This is a genomic window from Eubacteriales bacterium mix99 (genome assembly GCA_038396605.1).
Lineage (GTDB): Bacteria > Bacillota > Clostridia > Caldicoprobacterales > DTU083 > UBA4874.
The window spans coordinates 915464-937294 of record CP121690.1; the positions used below are offsets into that span (position 1 = coordinate 915464).

Annotated in this window: 19 protein-coding genes; 14 read left to right on the plus strand and 5 right to left on the minus strand. The window is 49.4% G+C overall.

What is annotated here, in order from left to right; translation table 11 throughout:
- Positions 1 to 229 precede the first annotated feature (229 nt).
- Positions 230 to 2269, plus strand: a complete 2040-nt coding sequence (locus tag QBE55_03730) for a sodium-translocating pyrophosphatase (GenBank protein WZL79284.1) — start codon at positions 230 to 232, stop codon at positions 2267 to 2269.
- A 172-nt stretch (positions 2270 to 2441) separates the two neighbouring features.
- Here QBE55_03730 and QBE55_03735 read toward each other — a convergent pair whose 3' ends face one another.
- Both QBE55_03735 and QBE55_03740 read right to left on the minus strand, forming a co-directional pair.
- The gene (locus QBE55_03735) at positions 2442 to 3713 is read right to left on the minus strand and encodes an adenylosuccinate synthase (GenBank protein WZL79285.1); all 1272 of its coding nucleotides are present in this window, start codon (positions 3711 to 3713) and stop codon (positions 2442 to 2444) included.
- A gap of 74 nt (positions 3714 to 3787) precedes the next feature.
- Positions 3788 to 4204 (minus strand): acyl-CoA thioesterase, encoded by a 417-nt coding sequence (locus QBE55_03740; protein ID WZL79286.1) that lies wholly within the window; start codon positions 4202 to 4204, stop codon positions 3788 to 3790.
- A gap of 406 nt (positions 4205 to 4610) precedes the next feature.
- Between QBE55_03740 and QBE55_03745 the strand changes: the two genes are divergently transcribed.
- The 10 genes from QBE55_03745 to QBE55_03790 all read left to right on the plus strand — a co-directional run bounded on the left by QBE55_03745 (position 4611) and on the right by QBE55_03790 (position 14542).
- Positions 4611 to 4823 carry a FeoA family protein gene (locus QBE55_03745; GenBank protein ID WZL79287.1) on the plus strand — a complete coding sequence of 71 codons (213 nt, stop codon included), beginning with the start codon at positions 4611 to 4613 and terminating at the stop codon, positions 4821 to 4823.
- 62 nt (positions 4824 to 4885) lie between these two features.
- A complete protein-coding gene (locus QBE55_03750; protein WZL79288.1) occupies positions 4886 to 5107 on the plus strand; it encodes a ferrous iron transport protein A in 222 nt (73 codons plus the stop codon).
- A 66-nt stretch (positions 5108 to 5173) separates the two neighbouring features.
- Positions 5174 to 7339, plus strand: coding sequence for a ferrous iron transport protein B (gene feoB / locus QBE55_03755; protein ID WZL79289.1), 2166 nt, complete (start codon positions 5174 to 5176; stop codon positions 7337 to 7339).
- Positions 7332 to 7520 (plus strand): FeoB-associated Cys-rich membrane protein, encoded by a 189-nt coding sequence (locus QBE55_03760; protein ID WZL79290.1) that lies wholly within the window; start codon positions 7332 to 7334, stop codon positions 7518 to 7520. Before feoB ends, QBE55_03760 begins: the two co-directional genes overlap by 8 nt.
- A 187-nt stretch (positions 7521 to 7707) precedes the next feature.
- Positions 7708 to 8259 (plus strand): biotin transporter BioY, encoded by a 552-nt coding sequence (locus QBE55_03765; GenBank protein WZL79291.1) that lies wholly within the window; start codon positions 7708 to 7710, stop codon positions 8257 to 8259.
- A gap of 361 nt (positions 8260 to 8620) precedes the next feature.
- The gene (locus QBE55_03770; GenBank protein ID WZL79292.1) at positions 8621 to 10327 is read left to right on the plus strand and encodes a peptide ABC transporter substrate-binding protein; all 1707 of its coding nucleotides are present in this window, start codon (positions 8621 to 8623) and stop codon (positions 10325 to 10327) included.
- A gap of 92 nt (positions 10328 to 10419) precedes the next feature.
- A complete protein-coding gene (locus tag QBE55_03775; protein WZL79293.1) occupies positions 10420 to 11451 on the plus strand; it encodes an ABC transporter permease in 1032 nt (343 codons plus the stop codon).
- Positions 11441 to 12502: an ABC transporter permease gene (locus tag QBE55_03780; protein ID WZL79294.1), complete on the plus strand. Its 1062-nt coding sequence runs from the start codon at positions 11441 to 11443 to the stop codon at positions 12500 to 12502. Before QBE55_03775 ends, QBE55_03780 begins: the two co-directional genes overlap by 11 nt.
- An 11-nt stretch (positions 12503 to 12513) precedes the next feature.
- Positions 12514 to 13608: an ABC transporter ATP-binding protein gene (locus tag QBE55_03785; GenBank protein ID WZL79295.1), complete on the plus strand. Its 1095-nt coding sequence runs from the start codon at positions 12514 to 12516 to the stop codon at positions 13606 to 13608.
- Entirely contained in the window at positions 13595 to 14542 is a 948-nt protein-coding gene (locus tag QBE55_03790; protein ID WZL79296.1) for an ATP-binding cassette domain-containing protein, read from the plus strand. Before QBE55_03785 ends, QBE55_03790 begins: the two co-directional genes overlap by 14 nt.
- Before the next feature lie 174 nt (positions 14543 to 14716).
- Here QBE55_03790 and QBE55_03795 read toward each other — a convergent pair whose 3' ends face one another.
- The 3 genes from QBE55_03795 to QBE55_03805 form a co-directional block, all read right to left on the minus strand.
- Positions 14717 to 15571 carry a sugar ABC transporter permease gene (locus QBE55_03795; protein WZL79858.1) on the minus strand — a complete coding sequence of 285 codons (855 nt, stop codon included), beginning with the start codon at positions 15569 to 15571 and terminating at the stop codon, positions 14717 to 14719.
- Positions 15572 to 15592: 21 nt separating this feature from the next.
- A complete protein-coding gene (locus QBE55_03800; GenBank protein ID WZL79297.1) occupies positions 15593 to 16942 on the minus strand; it encodes a sugar ABC transporter permease in 1350 nt (449 codons plus the stop codon).
- Between the two features lie 122 nt (positions 16943 to 17064).
- Positions 17065 to 18339, minus strand: a complete 1275-nt coding sequence (locus tag QBE55_03805; GenBank protein ID WZL79298.1) for an extracellular solute-binding protein — start codon at positions 18337 to 18339, stop codon at positions 17065 to 17067.
- A gap of 206 nt (positions 18340 to 18545) precedes the next feature.
- Here QBE55_03805 and QBE55_03810 point away from each other — a divergent pair, with 206 nt between their 5' ends.
- The 3 genes from QBE55_03810 (at position 18546) to QBE55_03820 (ending at position 21802) form a co-directional block, all read left to right on the plus strand.
- Complete coding sequence (locus QBE55_03810) at positions 18546 to 20324, plus strand: glycoside hydrolase family 13 protein (protein ID WZL79299.1); 1779 nt, start codon at positions 18546 to 18548, stop codon at positions 20322 to 20324.
- A 73-nt stretch (positions 20325 to 20397) separates the two neighbouring features.
- Complete coding sequence (locus tag QBE55_03815; GenBank protein WZL79300.1) at positions 20398 to 20781, plus strand: hypothetical protein; 384 nt, start codon at positions 20398 to 20400, stop codon at positions 20779 to 20781.
- A 373-nt stretch (positions 20782 to 21154) separates the two neighbouring features.
- Positions 21155 to 21802 carry an HAD-IA family hydrolase gene (locus tag QBE55_03820; protein WZL79301.1) on the plus strand — a complete coding sequence of 216 codons (648 nt, stop codon included), beginning with the start codon at positions 21155 to 21157 and terminating at the stop codon, positions 21800 to 21802.
- Positions 21803 to 21831: the final 29 nt, after the last annotated feature.

Sequence of the window (21831 nt, forward strand, 5' to 3'; positions counted from 1 at the left end):
TGCTCCCGCAGACACAGGAGGTCATAATACTGTAAAAAACCGTATAGACTATTTTTGATAAGCATCATTGTATTTGCATGCGACACGGCTCTTTAGGAGGGAGAGTCCGCCGGTCCGGTATCCATGGGGCCCATAAGTTTAAATGTCTGGCCGGCCCCGTTGTTGCATCTGCTACAATACGATGTTTCAATATAAATATTATTACTTAATGATTAGGGGGAGATAAAAAGTGTTGTGGACGTATCTTTCATTGGTGATAGCTGCCATAGCCATTGGTGTGGCAGCTTATTTCTACAAATGGGTTCAAAACCTCCCTGTGGCAGAAGGAAACATAGCACATATCGGCCAGCTGGTACGAAACGGTGCATTCACCTTCCTGAAGAGGGAATATCGTATTCTGGCTATTTTTGTCGGCATTGTTGCTGTTATTATTTTGATCATCTTTCCTTCTCCTATTTGGGAAGGCCATATCGGCAATAACATATTTGCGGCGGTTTCCTATATCGCCGGCTCTGTACTGTCTGCCATCGCCGGCTATGTCGGCATCAGCATTGCAACATTGGCCAACGTGCGTTCGGCTTCTGCAGCCAAGAAAGGCCTGGCTCCGGCTTATATGGCAGGCTTCCGCGGTGGTGCCGTAATGGGAATGGCAGTTGTCAGTACCGCTCTGGCAGGTGCAGCCCTCCTTCATCTGCTTACCGGCAATGCCAGCATGGTAATGGCATTCAGCTTTGGTGCCAGCTCCCTGGCGTTGTTTGCCAAGGCAGGCGGCGGGATTTTCACCAAAACGGCCGATATCTCCGCAGATCTGATCGGCAAGGTGGAGCTGGGTCTCCCCGAGGATGATCCCCGGAACCCTGCTGTTATTGCAGACAATGTCGGAGACAACGTCGGGGACGTTGCCGGAATGGGCGCAGATCTGTTTGACTCCCAGGTAGCCTCCCTTGCAGCAGCTCTGGTGATTGCCGCACCGCTTGGTGAGATTGAAGTTATTTTCTGTCTGGGTGCCCTGGGACTTCTTGCTTCCGTCATTGGTGTATTGTTTGCCCGTGTCGGCGAAAACGGAAATCCCAGCAGGGCTCTGAACGGCGGCACCTATCTGACCTGCGGCATCTTTGCCGTGCTGACTCTCATTGCTTTCCTGTCTTCCAGCTTCAACCTGCGCATCTGGGGCGCTGCCATGCTCGGAATGCTGGTCGGTATTATTATCGGCATTACCAGTGATTTCTTTACCGGCGACGATAAAAAGCCGGTCGCCAAAGTCGCTGAATCCTCCAAAACCGGCCCGGCCTTTACCATCCTTTCCGGCTTTTCCTACGGCCTGGTAAGTGTACTTCCTGCCCTGATCGGTATCGGGATCGCCGCACTGGGTTCCTATAAGCTCTGTGAACCTTTGGGCGGGAATTATGCCATGTTCGGAATCGCCATCTCTGCCATCGGAATGCTTTCCATCGTCGGTATGATTATTTCCAATGATGCTTACGGCCCCATTGTGGATAATGCCCGCGGTCTTGCAGAAATGGGTAATCTGGGGGACGATGTTCTGGATACAACGGATAAGCTGGATTCTGCCGGCAATACCGCAAAAGCCATCACCAAGGGGTTTGCCATCGGTGCGGCGGGGCTGACCGTCATCGCCCTGCTGGGTGCCTTCCAGGAAACGGTGGAAGCCGCAACCGGGAACGCTCTTACCTTCAATCTGATGAACCCGCTGGTATTCTTCGGAGTTTTGATTGGTTCCGCCATTCCTGCCGTATTCTCCGCTATGCTGATGCTGGGGGTAAACCGGAATTCTCAGAAAATGGTGGATGAGATCCACAGACAGTTCAATACCATTGCAGGTCTGAAGGAAGGAAAACCAGGTGTCATGCCCGAATACGACAAATGCATTGATATTGCTGCAGTCGGTGCCATCAAGGAACTGATCCCTGCCGGCGTTTTCACAATCCTCAGTACTCTGGTGGTAGGATTTGTCGGAGGCCCCCAGGCAATGGGCGGTTTCCTTGGCGGAAACATCATTACCGGCCTGTTCCTGGCATTACTCATGAGCAATGCAGGCGGGCTCTGGGACAATTCCAAGAAGTTCATTGAATCCGGAAACTACGGCGGCAAAGGCAGCGATGCCCATAAAGCCAGCGTAATCGGAGACACGGTAGGCGATCCTTTCAAGGATACTGCCGGCCCGTCCATCAATACACAGATTACCGTGGTTTCCCTGGTAGCAACCATTACAGCTACCCTGTTCGCAACCTTCTCTCTGTTTGGCTGATTCCATCCATAAGAAACCGGGAAGAAAGAAGCAGAACAGAAACAAAAACTGCCGGGTGAAATCAGATACCCGACAGGAACGAAACAAAAAACAAGGAAAGTAACAAAGAAAGCACCCTGTGGGGAACAACTCCCGCAAGGTGCTTTTATTATCGGTTCACGGACATCCTCCGTTATCTTACGATCACGTCGTCTCTCTTCGGCCCGTTGGAAATCAGCCGGACGGGATATCCGATCTTCTTTTCAATAAACTCCACATATTTCTTCGCGTTATTCGGAAGCTTCTCAAAGTCATGAATCCCGCTGATATCGCATTTCCAGCCGTCCAGATACTCATACACGGGTTTTGCCCGATTCAGAAGGGGGGTAATGGGGAAAATATCGGTTACCCTATCGTCGATTTCATAGCCGGTACAAATCGGTATGATGTCCAGATAGCCCAATACATCCAGCAGTGACAAGGCAACCTGGGTTGTCCCCTGCAGCAGGCATCCATATTTTGTTGCCACCGTATCAAACCAGCCCATTCTCCGCGGCCGTCCTGTGGTGGCTCCGTATTCCCCGTCGTTTCCACCGCGTTTGCGCAAATTTTCCGCCTCGTCTCCAAAAATCTCGCTGACAAACGCACCGGCTCCCACACAGGAGGAATACGCCTTTACCACGGTTATGACATCGGAAATCTGATTGGGAGCAACCCCGGCCCCCACTGTGCCAAATCCGGCCAATGGAGAAGAGGAAGTCACAAAAGGATAGATTCCGTTGTCCGGATCCTTCAGCGCACCCAGCTGTCCTTCCAGAAGAATGCTTTTGCCCTTTGCCTCATGCAGGTATACCGCAGCATTGACCAGCATTGGCCTCAGCCTGTCCCGATAAGAGGTGATCTCCTCATAAATCGCCTGTGGGTCAAGAAGTTCGGCACCTTTGTAAAGCGCCCGGATCATCGCATTTTTAATTTCACAGACATGATCCAGACGGTCCTTCAGAAGCGAATCTTCATAAAGTTCACCGGCCTGAATCCCGATTTTTGCATATTTGTCGGAATAAAACGGTGCAATGCCGGATTTTGTAGAGCCGAAGCTTCTGCCTCCCAGACGTTCCTCTTCCAGCTTGTCAAATAAAATATGATAGGGCATAACAATCTGAGCACGATCGGAAACAAGAAGATTGGGCGTCGGAATGCCTTTTGCTGTCAGACCGTCCAGCTCCTTGAAAAAGGTGGGCAGATGCAGGGCGACTCCCTGACCGATCAGATTTACAACATCAGGATGAAATACACCGGACGGCAGCAGGTGAAGTGCCGTTTTTCCATACTCGTTGATAATCGTATGCCCTGCATTGGCTCCTCCCTGAAAGCGAACGACAATATCCGCTTTTCCTGCCAGCAAATCCGTTATTTTTCCCTTGCCTTCGTCTCCCCAGTTTCCTCCCACAATGGCCTTTACCATAAATTCAACCTCCCACTGTATTTAACTAGCTTGCTGCCGGATGCATCAGCCGACAGCACAAGACTGCAGTTGCTTTAACGGTGCAGCTTTTTTGCCTGCTCCTGCAGCGCAATGTCTTCTTCCCTGGTTGCTTCAATTACAACATTATGTGGAATGGGACGCCCATTCTTTCCAACATTGACATAGGTGATAAATCCATTTACAATCTCCGTATCGCCCACGCGCATGCAGATATTGGCGATCAGACTGGTTCTCCCCGCCAAAACAATCTTTCCCGTAAACTTAACAATCTCCCCGAGCTGAACGGGCTTTTTAAAAACCATATTGTGTATGTTCAGACAGACAATATTCTCCACCGGAATAAAGGCGGCCGCAGCCATCAGGCCGGTCTCGACAAACCACTCGGCCATACGTCCGGCGAACAACGTTCCATGATGGTTCAAATCCGCATTTTTTACCAAATGCCGGGTAGTAACAGGTACAATATCCATAAACAATCTCCTTTCCGCCTCCAGGCGGGTTCCTATATGAAACAATAACAAGCTTTCAATAATGTTTGCTTTTCTTTGTCCGGGCATACGGATTATATCACATCTGCAAGGAAAGAACCAGACAAGGGAAACCAGCAGAATCTGCAAACCAGTATTGACAGATGAGAAATCCGGTGCTAAGCTATAACCACAGTAGTTAGATATAACTAACTGTTGACACTCGATTTCCCTTCCCCGGAAACGATTTCTTACCGATCAATCACGCCTGGTGTGTAATCCGGATGCGTGGTATTGGAGTATGACAGCGCCGGTTAGCCGGCTGATATGGGAAGTGGTGTAGCGGCAACTTAGTTAGTTCTAACTATAAGAAAAGAAGAAGAAAGGGGAAAGAAGGGGGGAAAGCAGAATGCCTCTCACTTTGGCCAAACCCGGTGAAACAAACTGCATTCAAAAGATCACCGGGAAGGATGATGTGCGGCAACATCTGGCAGAGATGGGCTTTGTAGTCGGAGAGCAGGTCCGGGTAGTGACGGAGATCGGCGGGAATGTGATCCTGCAAGTCAAGGAAAGCCGGGTCGCCCTGAGCAAAGCCATGGCGAACCGCATTCAGATAGGATAGATGCGCAGCGCCGGCCGGATTATGGAAAAGAACGACTGGCTTATCGAAAGGAGGAAAGGGAAATGAAGACACTGAGAGATGTAAAGGTAGGCGAAACGGCAACGGTACGGAAATTATACGGGACAGGTGCCGTCAAACGCCGGATTATGGACATGGGAGTCACAAAGGGAGCAAGCATTTTTGTACGGAAAGTGGCGCCTCTGGGAGACCCCGTCGAGGTTACCGTCCGGGGCTATGAACTTTCCATCCGCAAGGGGGATGCAGAACAAATTGAGGTGGTCTGATACGGAGGAATATGATATTGTCAAAATGTTAGATATTTCTAACATTGAAGACAGGAGGAAACCAAAATGAGCATAAAAATTGCGCTTGCAGGAAATCCTAACAGCGGCAAAACGACGTTATTCAACGACCTGACGGGCTCGTCCCAGCATGTCGGGAACTGGCCGGGTGTCACCGTCGAAAAAAAGGAAGGAAGGCTGAAAGACCATCCGGATGTCATCATTCAGGATCTTCCGGGGATCTATTCCCTTTCGCCCTACACCCTGGAAGAAGTGGTGTCCAGACGTTATCTGGTAAATGAAAAACCCGACGCCATTATTGACATTGTGGACGGTACCAATATAGAACGAAATCTGTACCTGACCACACAGCTCATCGAGCTGGGTATTCCTACTGTCATAGCCATCAACATGATCGATGTCGTCCGTAAAAACGGAGATGTGATCGACATCCGGAAACTGGGGGATGCACTGGGCTGCGAAGTCGTGGAAACCTCAGCGCTCAAGGGCACCGGCTCCGAAGAAGCTGCAGCAAAGGCCGTAGCCCTGGCAAAAAAACCGGTATCCAAAGATGCCCCATCTGTATACAATGGCAGTGTGGAGCACGCCATTGCCCATATAGAGGAATCCGTCGAGGACCTGGTCAATCCCCAATACCTGCGCTGGTATGCCATCAAGCTGTTTGAGCGGGATGAGAAGGTTCTGGAAGAGCTGAACCTGGATGAAGCATTGAAAAACCATCTGGAAGAACATATTACCGCCTGTGAAAGGGAATTGGATGATGACGCAGAAAGCATCATTACAAATCAGCGTTATGCCTATATTGCAAAACTTGTCCAGGCAGCGGTCAGGAAGAAACACACCGGACAGAAGATGAGCGTCTCTGATCGGATCGACCGGATTGTGACAAACCGTTTCCTGGCGCTCCCGATTTTTGCGCTGGTCATGTTCTGTGTATATTATATTTCCATTTCCACGGTCGGAGGATATGTCACGGACTGGACCAACGATGTCCTGTTCGGGGAAATCATCTCCGGAAACCTGAGCGCCTGGTTTGAAAGTATCCATCTAACACCATGGCTGTCCGGACTCATCGTGGACGGGATGATCGGCGGTGTCGGTGCCGTCCTGGGATTTGTTCCCCAGATGCTGATCCTGTTCCTGCTGTTGTCCATTCTGGAGGATGTGGGATATATGGCCCGGATAGCCTTTATCATGGACCGGATCTTCCGGAGATTCGGACTCAGCGGAAAGTCCTTCATTCCCATGCTGATTTCCTCAGGCTGCGGTGTGCCGGGGATCATGGCCAGCCGCACCATTGAAAACGAGCGGGACCGGCATATGACCATTATGACAACGACCTTCATTCCCTGCGGCGCAAAGATGCCCATTGTCGGCATGTTTGCAGGAGCGCTGTTCGGAAACAGCGGACTGGTTGCCACTTCCGCCTACTTCATCGGGATCGCCTCTGTCATCCTCAGCGGCATCATCCTGAAAAAGACAAAGGCCTTTGCCGGTGAAGCCGCGCCCTTCGTCATGGAATTGCCCGCCTATCATATTCCCTCTGCAGGAAACGTCCTGCATTCCACCTGGGAACGGGGATGGAGCTTTATCCGGCGTGCCGGCACCGTGATCCTTGCGTCTTCCGTCGTTCTGTGGTTCCTGCAGGGCTTTGGCTTTGAAAACGGCGCCTTTCAAATGGTGGAAGACAACAACAGCAGCCTGCTTGCCGCCATTGGCACGGTAATCGCACCCATTTTTGCCCCCCTTGGATTCGGGAACTGGAAGGCAACGGTTGCCACCTTTACCGGGCTGATTGCAAAGGAAAATGTGGTATCCACCTTCGGCGTTCTTTATGGCTTTGCCGAAGTGGCAGAGGAAGGTACGGAAATCTGGTCGAAACTCGCCATGGATTATACCCGGCTGACTGCTTACAGCTTTATGCTGTTCAACCTCCTGTGCGCCCCCTGCTTTGCGGCAATCGGCGCCATCCGGCGTGAAATGAACAATACAAAATGGACATGGGCTGCGATTGGATATCTCACCGGATATGCCTATGCCGTTTCATTGGTTGTTTATCAACTGGGAAATTGGTTTACGAATGGAGTGTTCGGTGTGGGAACAGTATTTGCCATCGCCGCATTGGCAGGGTTTATTTATCTGCTGGTGCGAAAGAATAAGTACGAAGACTTCACTGAATACCATTCAGAAAGGAATGTGATAACAAATGCTTGAATTCCTGAAACAAAACGCAGCCAATATTGTAATCGGTGCCGTTGTGTTCGGAATTTTTGCAGCAGTGGTGGTCAAGTTGGTAAGAGATCGCAAGAATCATAAGTCCTCCTGCAGCTGTGAATGTGAGGGCTGCCCCGGCTACAAAATGTGCCACCCCGATTCCGACAGGAAGACGGACTGATTTCATGAAGAATCGTAATCTTACTGTCATGGTACCCTCTATGGTGGTGCCATGGCAGCATTTTTTATTTCAATTGTCAACTTATATTTATATTTTGGTTTACAATTCGCTTTTCCTGATATAAAATAAGAAAAGATTTCAATCCCTGGATTGAAAAATCTTACATTGAAAAACGGAGGCATCCCGAATGAAAACAACAACTTCCCAGCTGACCACCTGTGCCATGTTTACCACCCTGACCGCCGTACTGGCCCAGATCTCCCTTCCCATCGGACCGGTTCCCATCAACCTGGCTCATGTGGCGATCTTCCTGGCAGCCGGATTATTGGGAGCAAAATACGGCGCCCTCAGTCAGATCGTATATCTCCTGCTGGGGGCAGTGGGGGTACCGGTTTTCTCCGGATTCTCCGGCGGCATCGGCGCCCTGGCTGGTCCCACAGGCGGTTTTCTCATTGGCTATATTGCATGTGCATTTGTGACAGGGCGGCTGATCCAGCATTCCGGATCCTCCATAAAACACTCCATACCGGCCATGGGTGCCGGAATCCTGATCACCTACGCATTCGGGCTTGTCTGGTACCGCCTGATAACGGGCGCATCCTTCCGGACTGCCCTCTCTGTCTGCGTTTTGCCGTTTCTGTTGGGCGACAGCCTGAAGATCCTGCTGGCCTCCGTACTGATTCGATCCCTGCAACCATATATGAGCCGCCGCCCGGGGCAATCCGCAGGCAGGATGTGATTCCGACCTGCGGCCCTGCATTTGGCATGTTTTACAGCCAGCCTTTTAAACATGCATAAAACCGTCCGCTGTCCTTCATTTATAGACTGTAATTCATTTCCTTGAATTAATATAATAAATTGCGCATATATACTTGACAAAAGACAGGAACCGCATTATACTTTACTCCAATAAAGTTACGACATTCTTCCATTAATGTTGGCTAATGACGGCGGTTCAGCCTGTCCGCCGAAGAAACCGCGTGTACCTGCGAATATTTTCTATTATGCATAGTTATCAAACATATAAAAAGAGAATATTCAAAATATTGTGTGAAAAGCAGTTTTCAATAAGAATTATGATTATGAGAGGAGAAACAACAATGAAAACGAAACGGATCAAGCGATTTGGCACCGGTATCCTGGTTTGCATCTTCGTGCTGGGCCTGGTCGCCTGCGGCAGCCCGTCCTCCAATACCGGCACACCGGACCGTACCAAAGCACCTTCCGGTGATGCCGGCAAAAAACCGGCTGGCTCCGGGGATCCCCTGAATATCATGGTGGAAGTGGAAGTATCCAGCCTGGATCCGCAGGTTGCCACGGATGGCACCAGCTTTGAAGTCATTGCCGATTTTACCGACGGTCTGATGCAGATGGATCCGGACGGCAAAGCGGTCAACGCCATTGCCGAGTCCCATGAAGTCAGCGAGGACGGCCTCACCTATACCTTTCATTTGCGAAAGGATGCCAAGTGGAGCAATGGAGATCCGGTTACCGCCGATGACTTTGTATTCGGCTGGCAGCGTGCCGTGGATCCGGACACCACTTCCGAATATTCCTATATGCTCAGTGACATCGGGCAGGTTAAAAACGCCGCTGACATTATTGCCGGCAAGAAGCCTGTTACCGATCTGGGCATTACCGCCGTGGATGAAAACACCCTGAAGGTGGAGCTGAACGTTCCGGTCTCCTATTTCCTGAGCCTGATGTACTTCCCCACGTTCTATCCGGTGAACCGTTCCTTCTATGAAGGCCTGAAAAAAGACACCTTCGGGACGTCTCCCGAGACCATACTCAGCAACGGCGCATTTAAACCGGACAGTTATGAACCGGCCGCCTTGTCCTTTGATCTGGTAAAGAATCCGGACTACTATGATGCGGATAAGATCAGCTTAAGCGGTCTCAGCTATCAGGTGATCAAGGACAGCCAGCAGGCCTTCATGAGCTATCAGAACGGCGATCTGGACATTGTAAAGCTCAGCGGCGACCAGGTGGATCAGGTAAAAGATGATCCCGAGCTGAATGTGGAGGGCGCCGGATATATGTGGTATCTCACCATGAACAGCCATGAAATCCCTGCACTCAATAATGTCAACATGCGGCTTGCCCTGACCAACGCCATAGATCGGGCATCCATCGTGGAAGATGTGGTAAAGGACGGATCCGTAGCCACCTATACCGCTGTTCCCCCGCAGTTTGCCACCGGCCCGGACGGCAGCGACTTCAGCGCCGATCAGGACAAATTCCATGATGTATGCGCCGACGACCCGGACAAAGCTGTGGAGTTCTATGAAAAAGCCAAACAGGAGCTGGGTCAGGACTCCTTTCATTTCGAGCTGCTTCTGGAGGATCAGACGGAGACACAGAACGTTGCCGCCGTACTGAAGGAGCAGATTGAAAGCGCTTTGCCGGGCGTCACCATTGATTTGAAAGTGGAGCCCAAGAAGCAAAGAGTTGAAGACGTCCAGAACGGCAGGTATGAGGTCTGCCTCACCCGCTGGGGCCCGGACTACGCTGATCCGATGACGTATCTGAGCATGTGGGTCACCGATAATCTGAACAACTACGGATTTTGGAGCAATGCCGGTTATGACGCCATCATTGCCGACTGCACCACCGGCGCTCATATCAATGATCCGGAAGCTCGCTGGAATGCCATGTACGACGCCGAAAAGATTGTAATGGACGAAGCTGTCATCGCACCGGTCTATACCAAAGCAGACGCCAATATGATCAAATCCGGGGTCTCCGGGATTGATTTTCACCCTGTGGCACTCAACCGTGTGTTCAAAAATGCAAAGAAGAATTAAAGACAGGCTTTGACCCCTGAAAACGGTGCAGCGGCTTTGATTGCTCAAGGTCGCTGCGCTTTTTTAGAATAAAAAATGGAAAGAGGGAGCACATGAAACGCTATATCTTAAGGCGGATCCTGATCTCAGTGTTCACCCTGCTGGCCATCACCCTGGTGCTGTTTGCCATGCTGCAGTTCATGCCGGGCTCGCCGTTCAACGATGAAAAGCTCAGTGATGACCAGCGCGCCCAGCTAAACGCCAAGTACGGACTGGATCAGCCGCTGTATGTGCAGTTCGGCCGATACGTAGCCAATCTGGCACGAGGAGATTTCGGAGTAAGCTATAACATCAGCAAAAATACCCCCATTCGCCAGCTTATTCAAACCCGTCTGCCCATCAGCATCAAGATCGGAGGAATGGCAGTGGGAATGGGAGCATTGGCGGGACTGCTGCTGGGAATCGCAGCAGCCCTGAACCACAATACCATTCTCGACACCCTGTGTACCATCGTATCTGTGCTGGGCGTATCGGTGCCCAGTTATGTATTTGCCTTGGCGCTGAGCTACAGCCTGGGATTCCGGCTCAAATGGCTGCCCATGCTGTACAACGCAAAAATGGCTTTGCCGTCCAGTCTGATGCCCGGGATTGCCCTGAGCCTGTTTACCCTGGCTTCCATTGCCCGGTTTACCCGGAATGAAATGCTGGAAGTGATGGACAGCGACTACATGCTTTTAGCCGAAAGCAAGGGCATCAGCGGCGCTCCGCTGATTCTGCGTCATGCGCTGCGCAATACCCTGATTCCCATCATTACGGTTCTTGCTCCACTGGTCGTGGACCTAATGACCGGCAGTCTGGTTGTGGAAAAGATTTTTGCCATTCCGGGAATCGGCAGTCTGCTGGTAACAGCGATTCAATCCAATGACTACAACGTCATCATCGCACTCAGTTTTATTTACAGCGCCATGTATATCGCCATCATGCTGACAGTGGATATCCTGTACGGAATCATTGATCCCCGCATCCGTCTGGCAAGGAGCAGCGACGGGGAGGACAGCACCCCTCCGGGCCGCCCCGGCTTTGCATCCCGCTGGGCCCGGGTATGGGGAAAGAAACAAAAGGCGGTGAACATGTATGAATCATGAAAATGCAGGAGCTTCCCTGCCCAAAGATTTCACCTTTTTACCGGATGATTTCGAATGGATCGGCGGCGAACCGGAAGCCCATATTGATTCCGGGTTCTCCAGCAACAGCTACTGGAAGGACGTGCGGCACCGCTTTTTTGCCAACAAGGGAGCGGTCGTGGCATTGGTGTTTATTGTTGTTCTTGTAGTACTTGCGATCATCGGCCCGGTGATGAATCCGTACAGTTATTCCGAACAGATCCTGACGCAGAAGAATTTTGCCCCGCGAATACCCGGACTGGAGCGTTGGGGCATCTTCGACGGCAGGGAAACCATGCATACCACCACCGGATCCAAAACCATAAACGGGTATCAGGACAAGAATAAAAACGACGTATATTACTGGTTTGGCAGCGATACCCTGGGCCGGGATATCTGGACCCGGGTATGGGAAGGCACCCGGGTGTCCCTTGGTATTGCAGTGGTAAGCGCCATCATCAATATGACTTTGGGCATGTGCTACGGCCTGATCAGCGGTTACTTCGGAGGCTGGGTGGACAGTGTCATGCAACGTTTTGCCGAGATCAACAACGGCATTCCCCGTCTGGTGATTGTGACCCTGCTTCTGTTGGTGCTGAAGCCCGGCTTTACCACAATTGTTCTGGCACTGGTGATCACCGAGTGGATCAGCATGAGCCGAATCGCCCGTGCCGAGATGCTCAAACTGAAGGAACAGGAATTTGTGCTGGCCAGCCGTACGCTGGGAGCAGGCAATTTTGTCATCATCTTCCGGGAGGTTCTGCCCAATATCATCGGACAGATCATCACCCAGCTGATGTTCAGCATTCCCACTGCCATCTTTACCGAAGCCTTTTTAAGTTTCGTCGGTCTGGGAATCCCGGTCCCCCAATGCAGCCTGGGCTCCCTGATCAGCGATGCATTCAACAGCTTTACCACGCACCCCTATCAGATTGTACCGCCCATCATTGTCCTTGCATTGCTGATGCTCTGCTTCAATATGCTGGCGGATGGACTGCGGGAAGCCTTTGACCCGAAACTCAAGGAAGTGTGAGGTGATAGGAAATGAATCAGAAAATCAGAAAAAAGGCGATGGAAATCCGCAACCTTACGATTACCTTCCGTACAGCGGCAGGCCCGGTACATGCCATCCGCGGTGTGGATATTGATCTGTACCGCGGGGAAACCCTGGCGATCGTAGGAGAAAGCGGCAGCGGCAAATCCGTTACCATGAAAGCTGCCATGGGAATTCTCGATAAAAACAGCAAGGTGGAGCAAGGGACCATACGATATACCTGCCTGCAGGATGACGGCACCCCCCACACCGTGGATATCCTGAAAATGAAAAAACGGGAACTGCGCCGCAGCATCAACGGCAAACACATTGCCATGATCTTTCAGGATCCCATGACCAGTCTGGATCCCACGATGCCCATCGGAAAGCAGGTTATGGAAGGCATGCTGTGGCACCATCTGGCTACCAAGGAGGAAGCCTGGGACAGGGCAACCCGCCTGCTGGACGAAGTAGGCATTCCGGAGCCGGAGAAACGCATGAAGAACTATCCCCATCAGCTCTCCGGAGGTATGCGGCAAAGGGTTGTCATCGCCATTGCCCTTTCCTGCAATCCTGATCTGCTGATCTGCGATGAACCCACCACTGCTCTGGATGTCACCATCCAGGCCAAAATACTGGAAATGATCCGGCGCATTCAAAAACAACGCGGCATCAGTGTGATCTATATCACCCATGACCTGGGCGTGGTGGCTAAAGTGGCGGACTTTGTGAATGTAATGTACGCCGGCAGGATTGTGGAGAAAGGTACTGTGGGGGAAATCTTCTACGACCCCCGCCATCCCTATACCTGGGGCCTGCTCAGTGCCATGCCGGATCTCACCACTACGGACGACCGGCTTTACACCATCCCCGGCTCCCCGCCCAATCTGCTGCATTCCGTCACGGGTGATGCCTTTGCTCCCCGCAATCCCTATGCGCTCAAAATCGACCGACGGGCAGAGCCTCCCATGTTCCGGATTACCGATACCCACTACGCCGCCACCTGGCTGCTGGATCCGCGGGCTCCTCATGAGGAAATGCCGGAAGGGCTGAGCCGGCGTATCCGGCAAATGGAGAAAGGAGAAATCAAACATGCGGCAAGATGAACCATTACTGAAAGTAAAGGGACTGAAACAATATTTTCAGGTGAACGGACGATATACCGTGCACGCAGTGGATGGGGTGGATTTTGTCATCTACCCCGGTGAGACCTACGGCCTGGTAGGAGAATCCGGCAGCGGCAAAAGCACCATCGGCCGCAGTTTGATCCGGCTGTACAACCCCACCGCCGGTCACATTGATTTCGACGGGATGGACATCTCCGGTAAAATGGACCGGACAACCGAAAGGCGTCTGCGCACCGAAATGCAGATGATTTTTCAGGATCCCATGGCCTGCCTGAACCCCCGCAAAAAGGTGGGAGAGATCATTGCCCAGGGACTGGATATCCACCATTTATACCACACCCGGACAGATCGGAAGAAAAAAGTGGCATCCATGCTGAAAAAGGTAGGCCTCGATCCGGAGCACGCCGACCGCTATCCCCATCAGTTCAGCGGCGGACAGCGCCAGCGCGTAGGCATTGCACGGGCATTGATCATGAATCCGAAACTGGTCATCGCCGATGAGTGCATCAGCGCACTGGATGTATCCATTCAGGCGCAGGTGGTGAATCTGATGAAGGATCTGCAGGCGCAGACCGGTACCACTTATCTGTTTATCGCCCATGACCTGTCCATGGTCAAATATATCTCAGACCGGATCGGCGTCCTTCACCTGGGACATCTGGTGGAAACCGGCACAAAGGATGAAATTTTTGAAAACCCGGTTCACCCCTACACCCGAAGCCTGCTCAGCGCCATCCCCCGGCCCGATCCAAGGGTGGAAAAGGAACGGGTGGCCCAAAGCTATGATTATCAGGCAGAAGGAGTGGACTATCGAAAAGGCACCCGGCATCATCTGGGAGGACACCATTATGTACTGGCTACCCCAGCGGAACTGGACAAGTGGACGGATACAGCGGCTCAGTGTGCACTGTAAAAGAATGGGGTAGCCGACAATGGATAATGAAAAGGATAATCATACTGCAGCTTTTCCGAAAATGAGGCGAATTATCAACGAAGGCGACAGGCCCGTTTCTACAGAACCTGTCGCCTTCGTTTTATATGATATTTCTCACTCCCAAGTCCTGCGGCAATACTATACCTTACATAATTATCCTTTCACGGATCCCGAAGTGATCCCTTCCACGTAAAAACGCTGCATAAAGATAAACACCAGTGTGATGGGGATTGCAATCAGGACGCATCCGGCAGTAAATGCAACGAACAGAGAGTTCGCCGTGTTTTTGGTCATCATTGTGTAAAGACCGATTGCCACGGTATATTTTTCGACTTTGTCGCCGAGAATGACCTTGGCAAACAGAAAATCCATCCAGGGCCCCATAAAAGCCATCAACGCAGTGTATACAATAATCGGTTTGGACAGGGGAAGCGTGATTTTTGTGAACACATCCCATTTGTTTGCCCCATCGATCATGGCGGATTCGTCCAGTTCCATCGGTATCGTATCAAAAAACCCCTTGGCAATATAAAATCCCAATGCCGCACCTGAGGCATACACAAGAATCAAAGCCAAAAGGCTTTCCGTAAGGTTCAGGGCTTTCAAAATATAATAAATGGCAATCATGCTCATAAAGCCGGGGAACATGTTTAAAACCAGTGCCGTTTTCAAAAAAGGCTTCCGGAATTTAAACCGTAAACGCGAAAGGGAATAAGCCATTCCTATGGTAATGAATGTAGAAAGAACACAACTGATCGCAGCGACAAACAAGGTATTCCAGAACCAGCGGACAAACGGATAATTTCCCGAGGTATTGAACAACAGCGTTTTATAGTTATCCAGGACAAATGTCTTCGGGATAATATAAGGAACAAACGCACCGCCTTCTCCCCGGAAGCTGGTCAGCACAATCCAGAAGATCGGAAACAGCCATAGGACAGACAGGACGATCAGGACAATATAAGCAATCGGCAGTCCGACTTTGTACTCTCTTTGAATGTTGTGCATTTTTTTATTTCTCGCCATTCCTTACGCCTCCTTAAACGAGTTTGTTCTGGTATAAGCCATCAAACTGAAGACTGCGGACAGGATAAAGATCAGAATGCCTATCACCGAAGCCAGATTGTAGTCGAGGGTATTGACAGTCAGGCTATACAGCCAGGTAACCAGAAGATCTGTGGACCCGGCGCCGTAGAAATTGGAATTTGTGGGGCCGCCGCCTGTCAGCAGGAAAATGACATTGAAATTATTGATGTTTCCCACAAACTGCTGGATCAGGGAAGGCATCATCACAAACAGTATCTGCGGGAAAGTAATGTGTCGGAAAACCTGCACGGCATTGGCACCATCGATCCTTGCCGCTTCCATCTGATCCTGTGGCAGGTTTTGAAGAATCCCTGTGGAAACCAGCATGGTAGCAGGAATTCCAATCCACATATTGACCAGAATGACTGTGACCCTGGCCAACATTGGATCGGTTAAAAACGGAATTGGCTTATCAATCCATCCCCAATTGATCATCAGAGTATTCAACGGCCCGGAGCTGTTCAGCAGGTTGCGCATAATCAAAAGAGAAACAAACTGCGGTACGGCCATGGTGACGACAAAAATCGTTCGCCACATGGGCTTGAATCTCACCCCTTTGGTATTAATCAGCAAGGCCAATAAAATACCAAAAAAGAAGCAGGTAACCGTTGCCAAAACAGCCCATATCAACGTCCAACCCAAAACAGGGAAAAATGTCCCGGACATCTTTCCGGTCAGGATATTCCCGAAATTTCGGAAACCCACCCAGCCAAACAGATTTTTGGGCGGCAGATGATTGTGATCGTAATTGGTAAAGGCTATGGAAATCATGTACAGCAAAGGGAGTATCGTAAAAAACAGAATACCCAGCAGTGGAACTGTCATCAGCGTTACATGGAAACGTTCGTCCAGCAGACTCCTTACATCTTTCCTCATGCCGGGCAAGGGTTTCCCTGCAGCTTTCAATTCATATAAATGACGGGCACTTCTTAAATTTACAATATACAAATAAACAAATAAGATGCAAACCAAAATGGCAACAATGGCGAACAGGAGCAGAAGCATCGAATTGTCGCCTTTCTGAAGTACCCGGATTCCAAGCTTTTTGTTATAAACAAGCCCCTGTGCCCTGATCCCCAAAGTTGACAGCATCCCCAGGCTATGCAGGCCGCTACGAAACAGCCAATAGAAAAAGCCGGCCTCCGAAACGAGAAAAATCAATCCTTTGAGAATCTGTCTGTTTGCAAAGTTTGCAGCTCCCATGATGACAAAAGAAAGCTTTGTTGCAATATCACCTTTTTGAAACAAATCAAGGAAGGACATGGATGGCTGGTTTTCCTTATTTTTCAACATGTACGTTCCCACTCACTTTCTTTACCGGATAAAGAAGAGGGACAGAAATTCCAGCAACCCCCCTTGTTGATGACTGCTCCCTTCTGTCCCTGCAGTAAAAGCAAACTTCTTCCTTTTCCGCTTTATTCTTCGCTTTTCCTGGCAGTATCCGCCACTAAACTGTCCAGCTTGCTCTGATAGTCTGCTTCTTTGATAATTCCCTTATATGTGTCGTTGATGACAGCATCCATTGGCGGCCAGAAGGAAACAATTTCCGGTATCTTCGGCATAACGACATCGATTTGGGACATTTCGGTGATCGCTTTGGCTACATCATCCGCAATAACTTTCTCACTTTCCTGCGCTTTGTTATTGCAGGGAACAATTCCCTGCTTCTCAAATATTGTTAACTGAGAATCTTCATTGGAAATATAATTGGCCAGCACCATAGCTGCCAACGGCGACTTCGTCTGCTGATTGACGCCAAATACTTTTACACCCAGAAAAGCTTTCATTGGCACCTCTCCATCGCCAAAGTCCACGGTTGGGTAGACCGCAACCCCCATATTGTCGCCCAAAGCCTTTTTGACATCATTTTTGGACCAGGGACCGGACAGGAAAGCATCAATTTTTCCGGATTCCAGATCAGATAATGCGGATTCATTGGCCTGGAGAACATTGGGATTATCCTTTTGCGCTGCAATCCATTTCAGGACCTGAATGCCCTTTTCATTGTTGAAGTCCGTTCCATTTGGATCTTCACCGCTGTCGCCGTATAATTTCAGGCCGTTGCTCATAAACAAGGGGGCAAAGATATAATTGGCGCCCGCTTCGGCAAAATTTGATCCAATCTTGCCTTTTTCCGTTAATGTATTCCAGGACTTTACATCGTCTTCGGACAGTTTCGCTTTATTATAGTAAAGAACCTGGGATTCGATCCCATATGGATAACCGTAAATTTCGTTATTCCAGGTGACTCCCTGAACCGAGGCTTCCACGTTATCGGCCTTGATCCCTTCTGCATCCTTGTCGATGGGATAAAGCAAACCGGCTTCCGCCATCTGCCCGATTTGATCATGGGGGACCATAAAGACATCTGCTGCTGCACCGGGATCTTTCGATACATCCTTCAATGCATCAGGAGAGCTTCCGGCAGAAACCGTCACCTTCACGTCCGGATAATCCTTTGTAAAGCCTGAGACGACTTCCTTATAGTCATTTACATAGTTGGTATCCACCCATAACTTGATGGAGCCTTCCACCTTTGGCTCCTCTGCCTGCTCTGCATCAGAGGCATTTTCTTTCGAAGTGTCGGTTTCCTCCGGATTCGACTTTTTACTGACGCACCCTGACAGCATGAATGCAAATACACTCAAAACCAAAGCAGCTGCAAAATACCTTTTCCATTTTGATTTCACGGTTTGTACCTCCCCAATAAATTAATAAATTTGGTGTCATAAGTATTATGCAACCGATTGCAAAAAAAGTCAAGCAGAACCATGGAATGTTTCCACAATATCCATCCAACTTTTTATAACATCGCATATTTGACTATGAAAACGCTTGCATCAACTTTTCTTTTGTGTGATAATAGAAAATAAAGTAACATAAAAGGAGATCTGTTATGAACAAGGCAGCAATTTATCACCGCCCGGACAGCGAATATGCTTATCTGTATGACAAGGATACCATGCACATCCGTTTACGGACTGCAAAAGGCGACATGGAACAGGTTTGGCTGTTGCATGGAGATCCTTACGACCTGTATTTCAAGCACTGGTACAAAAGCCCACTCAGGATGACAAAAATTCTTTCCACGGACTGCTGTGATTATTGGCTTGCAAAGGTTACTTCGCAATCCAGGCGGCTTTCCTACGGCTTTTTCCTGAAAGGAATCGATGACACAGAAATATTTTTTGGCGACCGTGGTTTTCTCCCTTTGGAAGAGCCGCTCCTTCAGGACACAAACAACTATTTCCGCATGCCATACTTTCATGAAATTGACCGCTGCAAGGCACCGGATTGGGTCAGAAAAACCGTTTGGTATCAAATCTTTCCGGAACGCTTTGCCAACGGGGATCCAGATAATGACCCAAAGGGGACTCTTCCCTGGGGATCCGTATCACCGGGCCACGATGACTTTTTCGGCGGGGATCTGCAGGGAGTGATTGATCATCTCGATTACCTGCTGGATCTGGGAATCAACGGGATCTATTTCTGCCCCATATTTAAGGCGCATTCCAATCACAAATACGATACGATAGATTATTTCAAAATCGATCCTGCCTTCGGGGATGAAACGGTCTTCAAACAATTAGTGGAAGAGTGCCATAAACGCGGAATCAAGGTGATGCTGGATGCTGTTTTCAATCACATCGGAGACCGTTCGCCGCAATGGAAGGACGTCCTGAAAAACGGGGCAGATTCCCGCTATGCAGATTGGTTCCATGTCAATGAATTTCCGGCAACATATCAGGAAGAGGAGGGAGTGGATATAGCCTCCCATCTGACTTATGACACGTTCGCATTTACCCCGCATATGCCGAAGCTGAATACGGCGAACCCGGAAGTGCAGGAGTATTTACTGAGCATTGCCCGCTTCTGGATCGAAAAGTACGATATTGATGCCTGGCGGCTGGATGTAGCCAATGAAATTGATCATACCTTCTGGAAAAAATTCCGAAAAGTCTGTAACAATTCCAAGAAGAATTTTTATATTTTGGGAGAAGCATGGAATTCCTCCCAAAGCTGGCTGCAGGGCGATGAATTCCATGCCGTTATGAATTATGTCTATACCGATGCGATTTTGAAATACTTTGTAAAAAGAAAAATCAGTGTCCATACCATGGTGGGGCGAATCAACAATCAGCTGATGCTTTATCGGGATCAGACCAATCAGGTGCAGTTCAATATTCTGGATTCCCATGATACACCGCGCCTGTTAACGGATGCAAACGGGGATAAGGATCTGATGAAACAGGTCATGGCATTTACCTATATCCAGCCTGGTGTCCCCTGCCTGTTTTATGGAGATGAGGTCGGACTGACCGGCGGAATGGATCCGGATTGCCGTCAATGTATGATCTGGGAAGAGGGCAAACAGGACCGCAGACTGTTTCAATTTGTAAAAAAGCTGATTGCTGTCCGCCGCAGCCAGCAAAAAATCCTATCGGAAGGCACCGTCCATTGGGCCGAGGCTTCCGAAGAATCCGGCATCATCATTTATGAACGGATTTACGGCGATACCATCCTGCGGGGCGTGTTCAATACCGGAGAGCATTCCGAAACGGCAGATTTGAACGGCGAAGTGATCCTGGATAATCTGGCAAAGGTTTCAGGTCAAACAGTGAACATTGAGAAAAAGGGATTCGTATTAATGATCCTCCCGAATCCTCCCGGCTAATCTGATAGAAACAAAGCTTACAATATGATATAATGATTATACTTTGGATCATAAAAACCGGGGGGGTGTATTTGTGAGTAGTGACGAAGAATTTCAAAGAACTGTCCTGGAAGAATTTAAAAAGCTAAATGAAAGAATAGGAAATCTGGAGCATGGTCAGGAAAGTCTGAAGCAAGGTCAGGCTAAATTGGAGCAAAGACAGGAAAACCTGGAGCATGGTCAGGCTAAATTGGAGCAAAGACAGGAAAACCTGGAGCATGGTCAGGCTAAATTGGAAAAAGGTCAGGATTCCATAAAAATGGAGTTAAAGGATATAGTTGCTCAAACTGCCAACCTGACGGAGTTCAGAGTAGAAATGAATACGAAACTTAATAAAGTGATAAAAGATGTAGGTACAGTTGAAATCGTAACATCAAAGAACTGGAATGATCTCGCATGGATGAAATCTGTAAAATAGGTTAAAAGCGGGGCTCCGTCCAGACAGAGGCCCTGCTTTTTTCATGCACTCATCTGTATACTTCAGGGCCTGGTTCCAATAGGGTATGATCATATGTTCCGCCCCATTGCCCCTGAAGGAGGAAATCTTCTTTCCCGCTCCTTCATTGCAATGAAGAGAATAAGTACCTATTAGAGAATAAGTACCTATTCATGCCGGTTCATAGCAGCAATAAATGGGATATATTTTATTTGTTATCTCTAATATATCCGTACAATTGCTGCATGCCAAGTGCTATCAAAGAAAAAATCTTTGACTTTCAGGAAGGGCATCGGAAAAAAGGACAACAGGGAAAGAACGCTAAAAGGCAAAGTAAAGCTGAGAGGAGACAAGAATGACATTTATAGCAGCCATTTGGGATTTTGACGGCACTTTATTCAATACTTACCCGGGAATCCTGAAAGCCTTTGAAAGGGTATTGGAAGAGAACGGAGTAAAGGGAGATCCGGAGAAAATTCTGAAATTGATGAAGGATTATTCAGTGGGTCATGCGCATCGGTATTATAAGGAACATTACCCCCTGAAAGATGACTTTATGGATCGCTATCATGAATATGAAACCGGACTGGACAAACGGATTGCCCGGCCTTATCCCTATGCCAGGGAAGTCTGCAGGGACATCAAAAACAGCGGCGGCATGAACTTTCTGTTTACGCATCGGGGAAGAACTGCTGTGGAATATCTGAAGCTTCACGATATGGCAAAATATTTTACGGAGATGGTAACAAAGGAAAAAGGCCTGAAGTCCAAGCCTGCCCCGGATCCTTTTCTGTATTTTGTCGATAAGTATCATCTGGACAAGGACAGTGTTCTTTCCATAGGAGATCGCAATATTGAGGTTCTGTCCGCCAAAGCAGCAGGGATCAAATCATGCTTTTTCAAAAGCAATGATGCAGCCCTGACATCCGAACCGGATTATACTGTGGATTCCCTGGCGGGACTCTACCCGATCCTTGGCATCAAGCCAGCAGCGTGCAATTGATTCAGCACACCGGAACCGACTGCAGACTC

Bases quoted from the DNA above. Each gene is read 5' to 3' on its own strand.
- QBE55_03735 (WZL79285.1), bottom strand. From the start codon at position 3,713: ATGGTAAAGGCCATTGTGGGAGGAAACTGGGGAGACGAAGGCAAGGGA.
- QBE55_03740 (WZL79286.1), bottom strand. From the start codon at position 4,204: ATGGATATTGTACCTGTTACTACCCGGCATTTGGTAAAAAATGCGGAT.
- QBE55_03745 (WZL79287.1), top strand. From the start codon at position 4,611: ATGCCTCTCACTTTGGCCAAACCCGGTGAAACAAACTGCATTCAAAAG.
- QBE55_03750 (WZL79288.1), top strand. From the start codon at position 4,886: ATGAAGACACTGAGAGATGTAAAGGTAGGCGAAACGGCAACGGTACGG.
- feoB (WZL79289.1), top strand. From the start codon at position 5,174: ATGAGCATAAAAATTGCGCTTGCAGGAAATCCTAACAGCGGCAAAACG.
- QBE55_03760 (WZL79290.1), top strand. From the start codon at position 7,332: ATGCTTGAATTCCTGAAACAAAACGCAGCCAATATTGTAATCGGTGCC.
- QBE55_03765 (WZL79291.1), top strand. From the start codon at position 7,708: ATGAAAACAACAACTTCCCAGCTGACCACCTGTGCCATGTTTACCACC.
- QBE55_03770 (WZL79292.1), top strand. From the start codon at position 8,621: ATGAAAACGAAACGGATCAAGCGATTTGGCACCGGTATCCTGGTTTGC.
- QBE55_03775 (WZL79293.1), top strand. From the start codon at position 10,420: ATGAAACGCTATATCTTAAGGCGGATCCTGATCTCAGTGTTCACCCTG.
- QBE55_03780 (WZL79294.1), top strand. From the start codon at position 11,441: ATGAATCATGAAAATGCAGGAGCTTCCCTGCCCAAAGATTTCACCTTT.
- QBE55_03785 (WZL79295.1), top strand. From the start codon at position 12,514: ATGAATCAGAAAATCAGAAAAAAGGCGATGGAAATCCGCAACCTTACG.
- QBE55_03790 (WZL79296.1), top strand. From the start codon at position 13,595: ATGCGGCAAGATGAACCATTACTGAAAGTAAAGGGACTGAAACAATAT.
- QBE55_03795 (WZL79858.1), bottom strand. From the start codon at position 15,571: ATGCACAACATTCAAAGAGAGTACAAAGTCGGACTGCCGATTGCTTAT.
- QBE55_03800 (WZL79297.1), bottom strand. From the start codon at position 16,942: ATGTTGAAAAATAAGGAAAACCAGCCATCCATGTCCTTCCTTGATTTG.
- QBE55_03810 (WZL79299.1), top strand. From the start codon at position 18,546: ATGAACAAGGCAGCAATTTATCACCGCCCGGACAGCGAATATGCTTAT.
- QBE55_03820 (WZL79301.1), top strand. From the start codon at position 21,155: ATGACATTTATAGCAGCCATTTGGGATTTTGACGGCACTTTATTCAAT.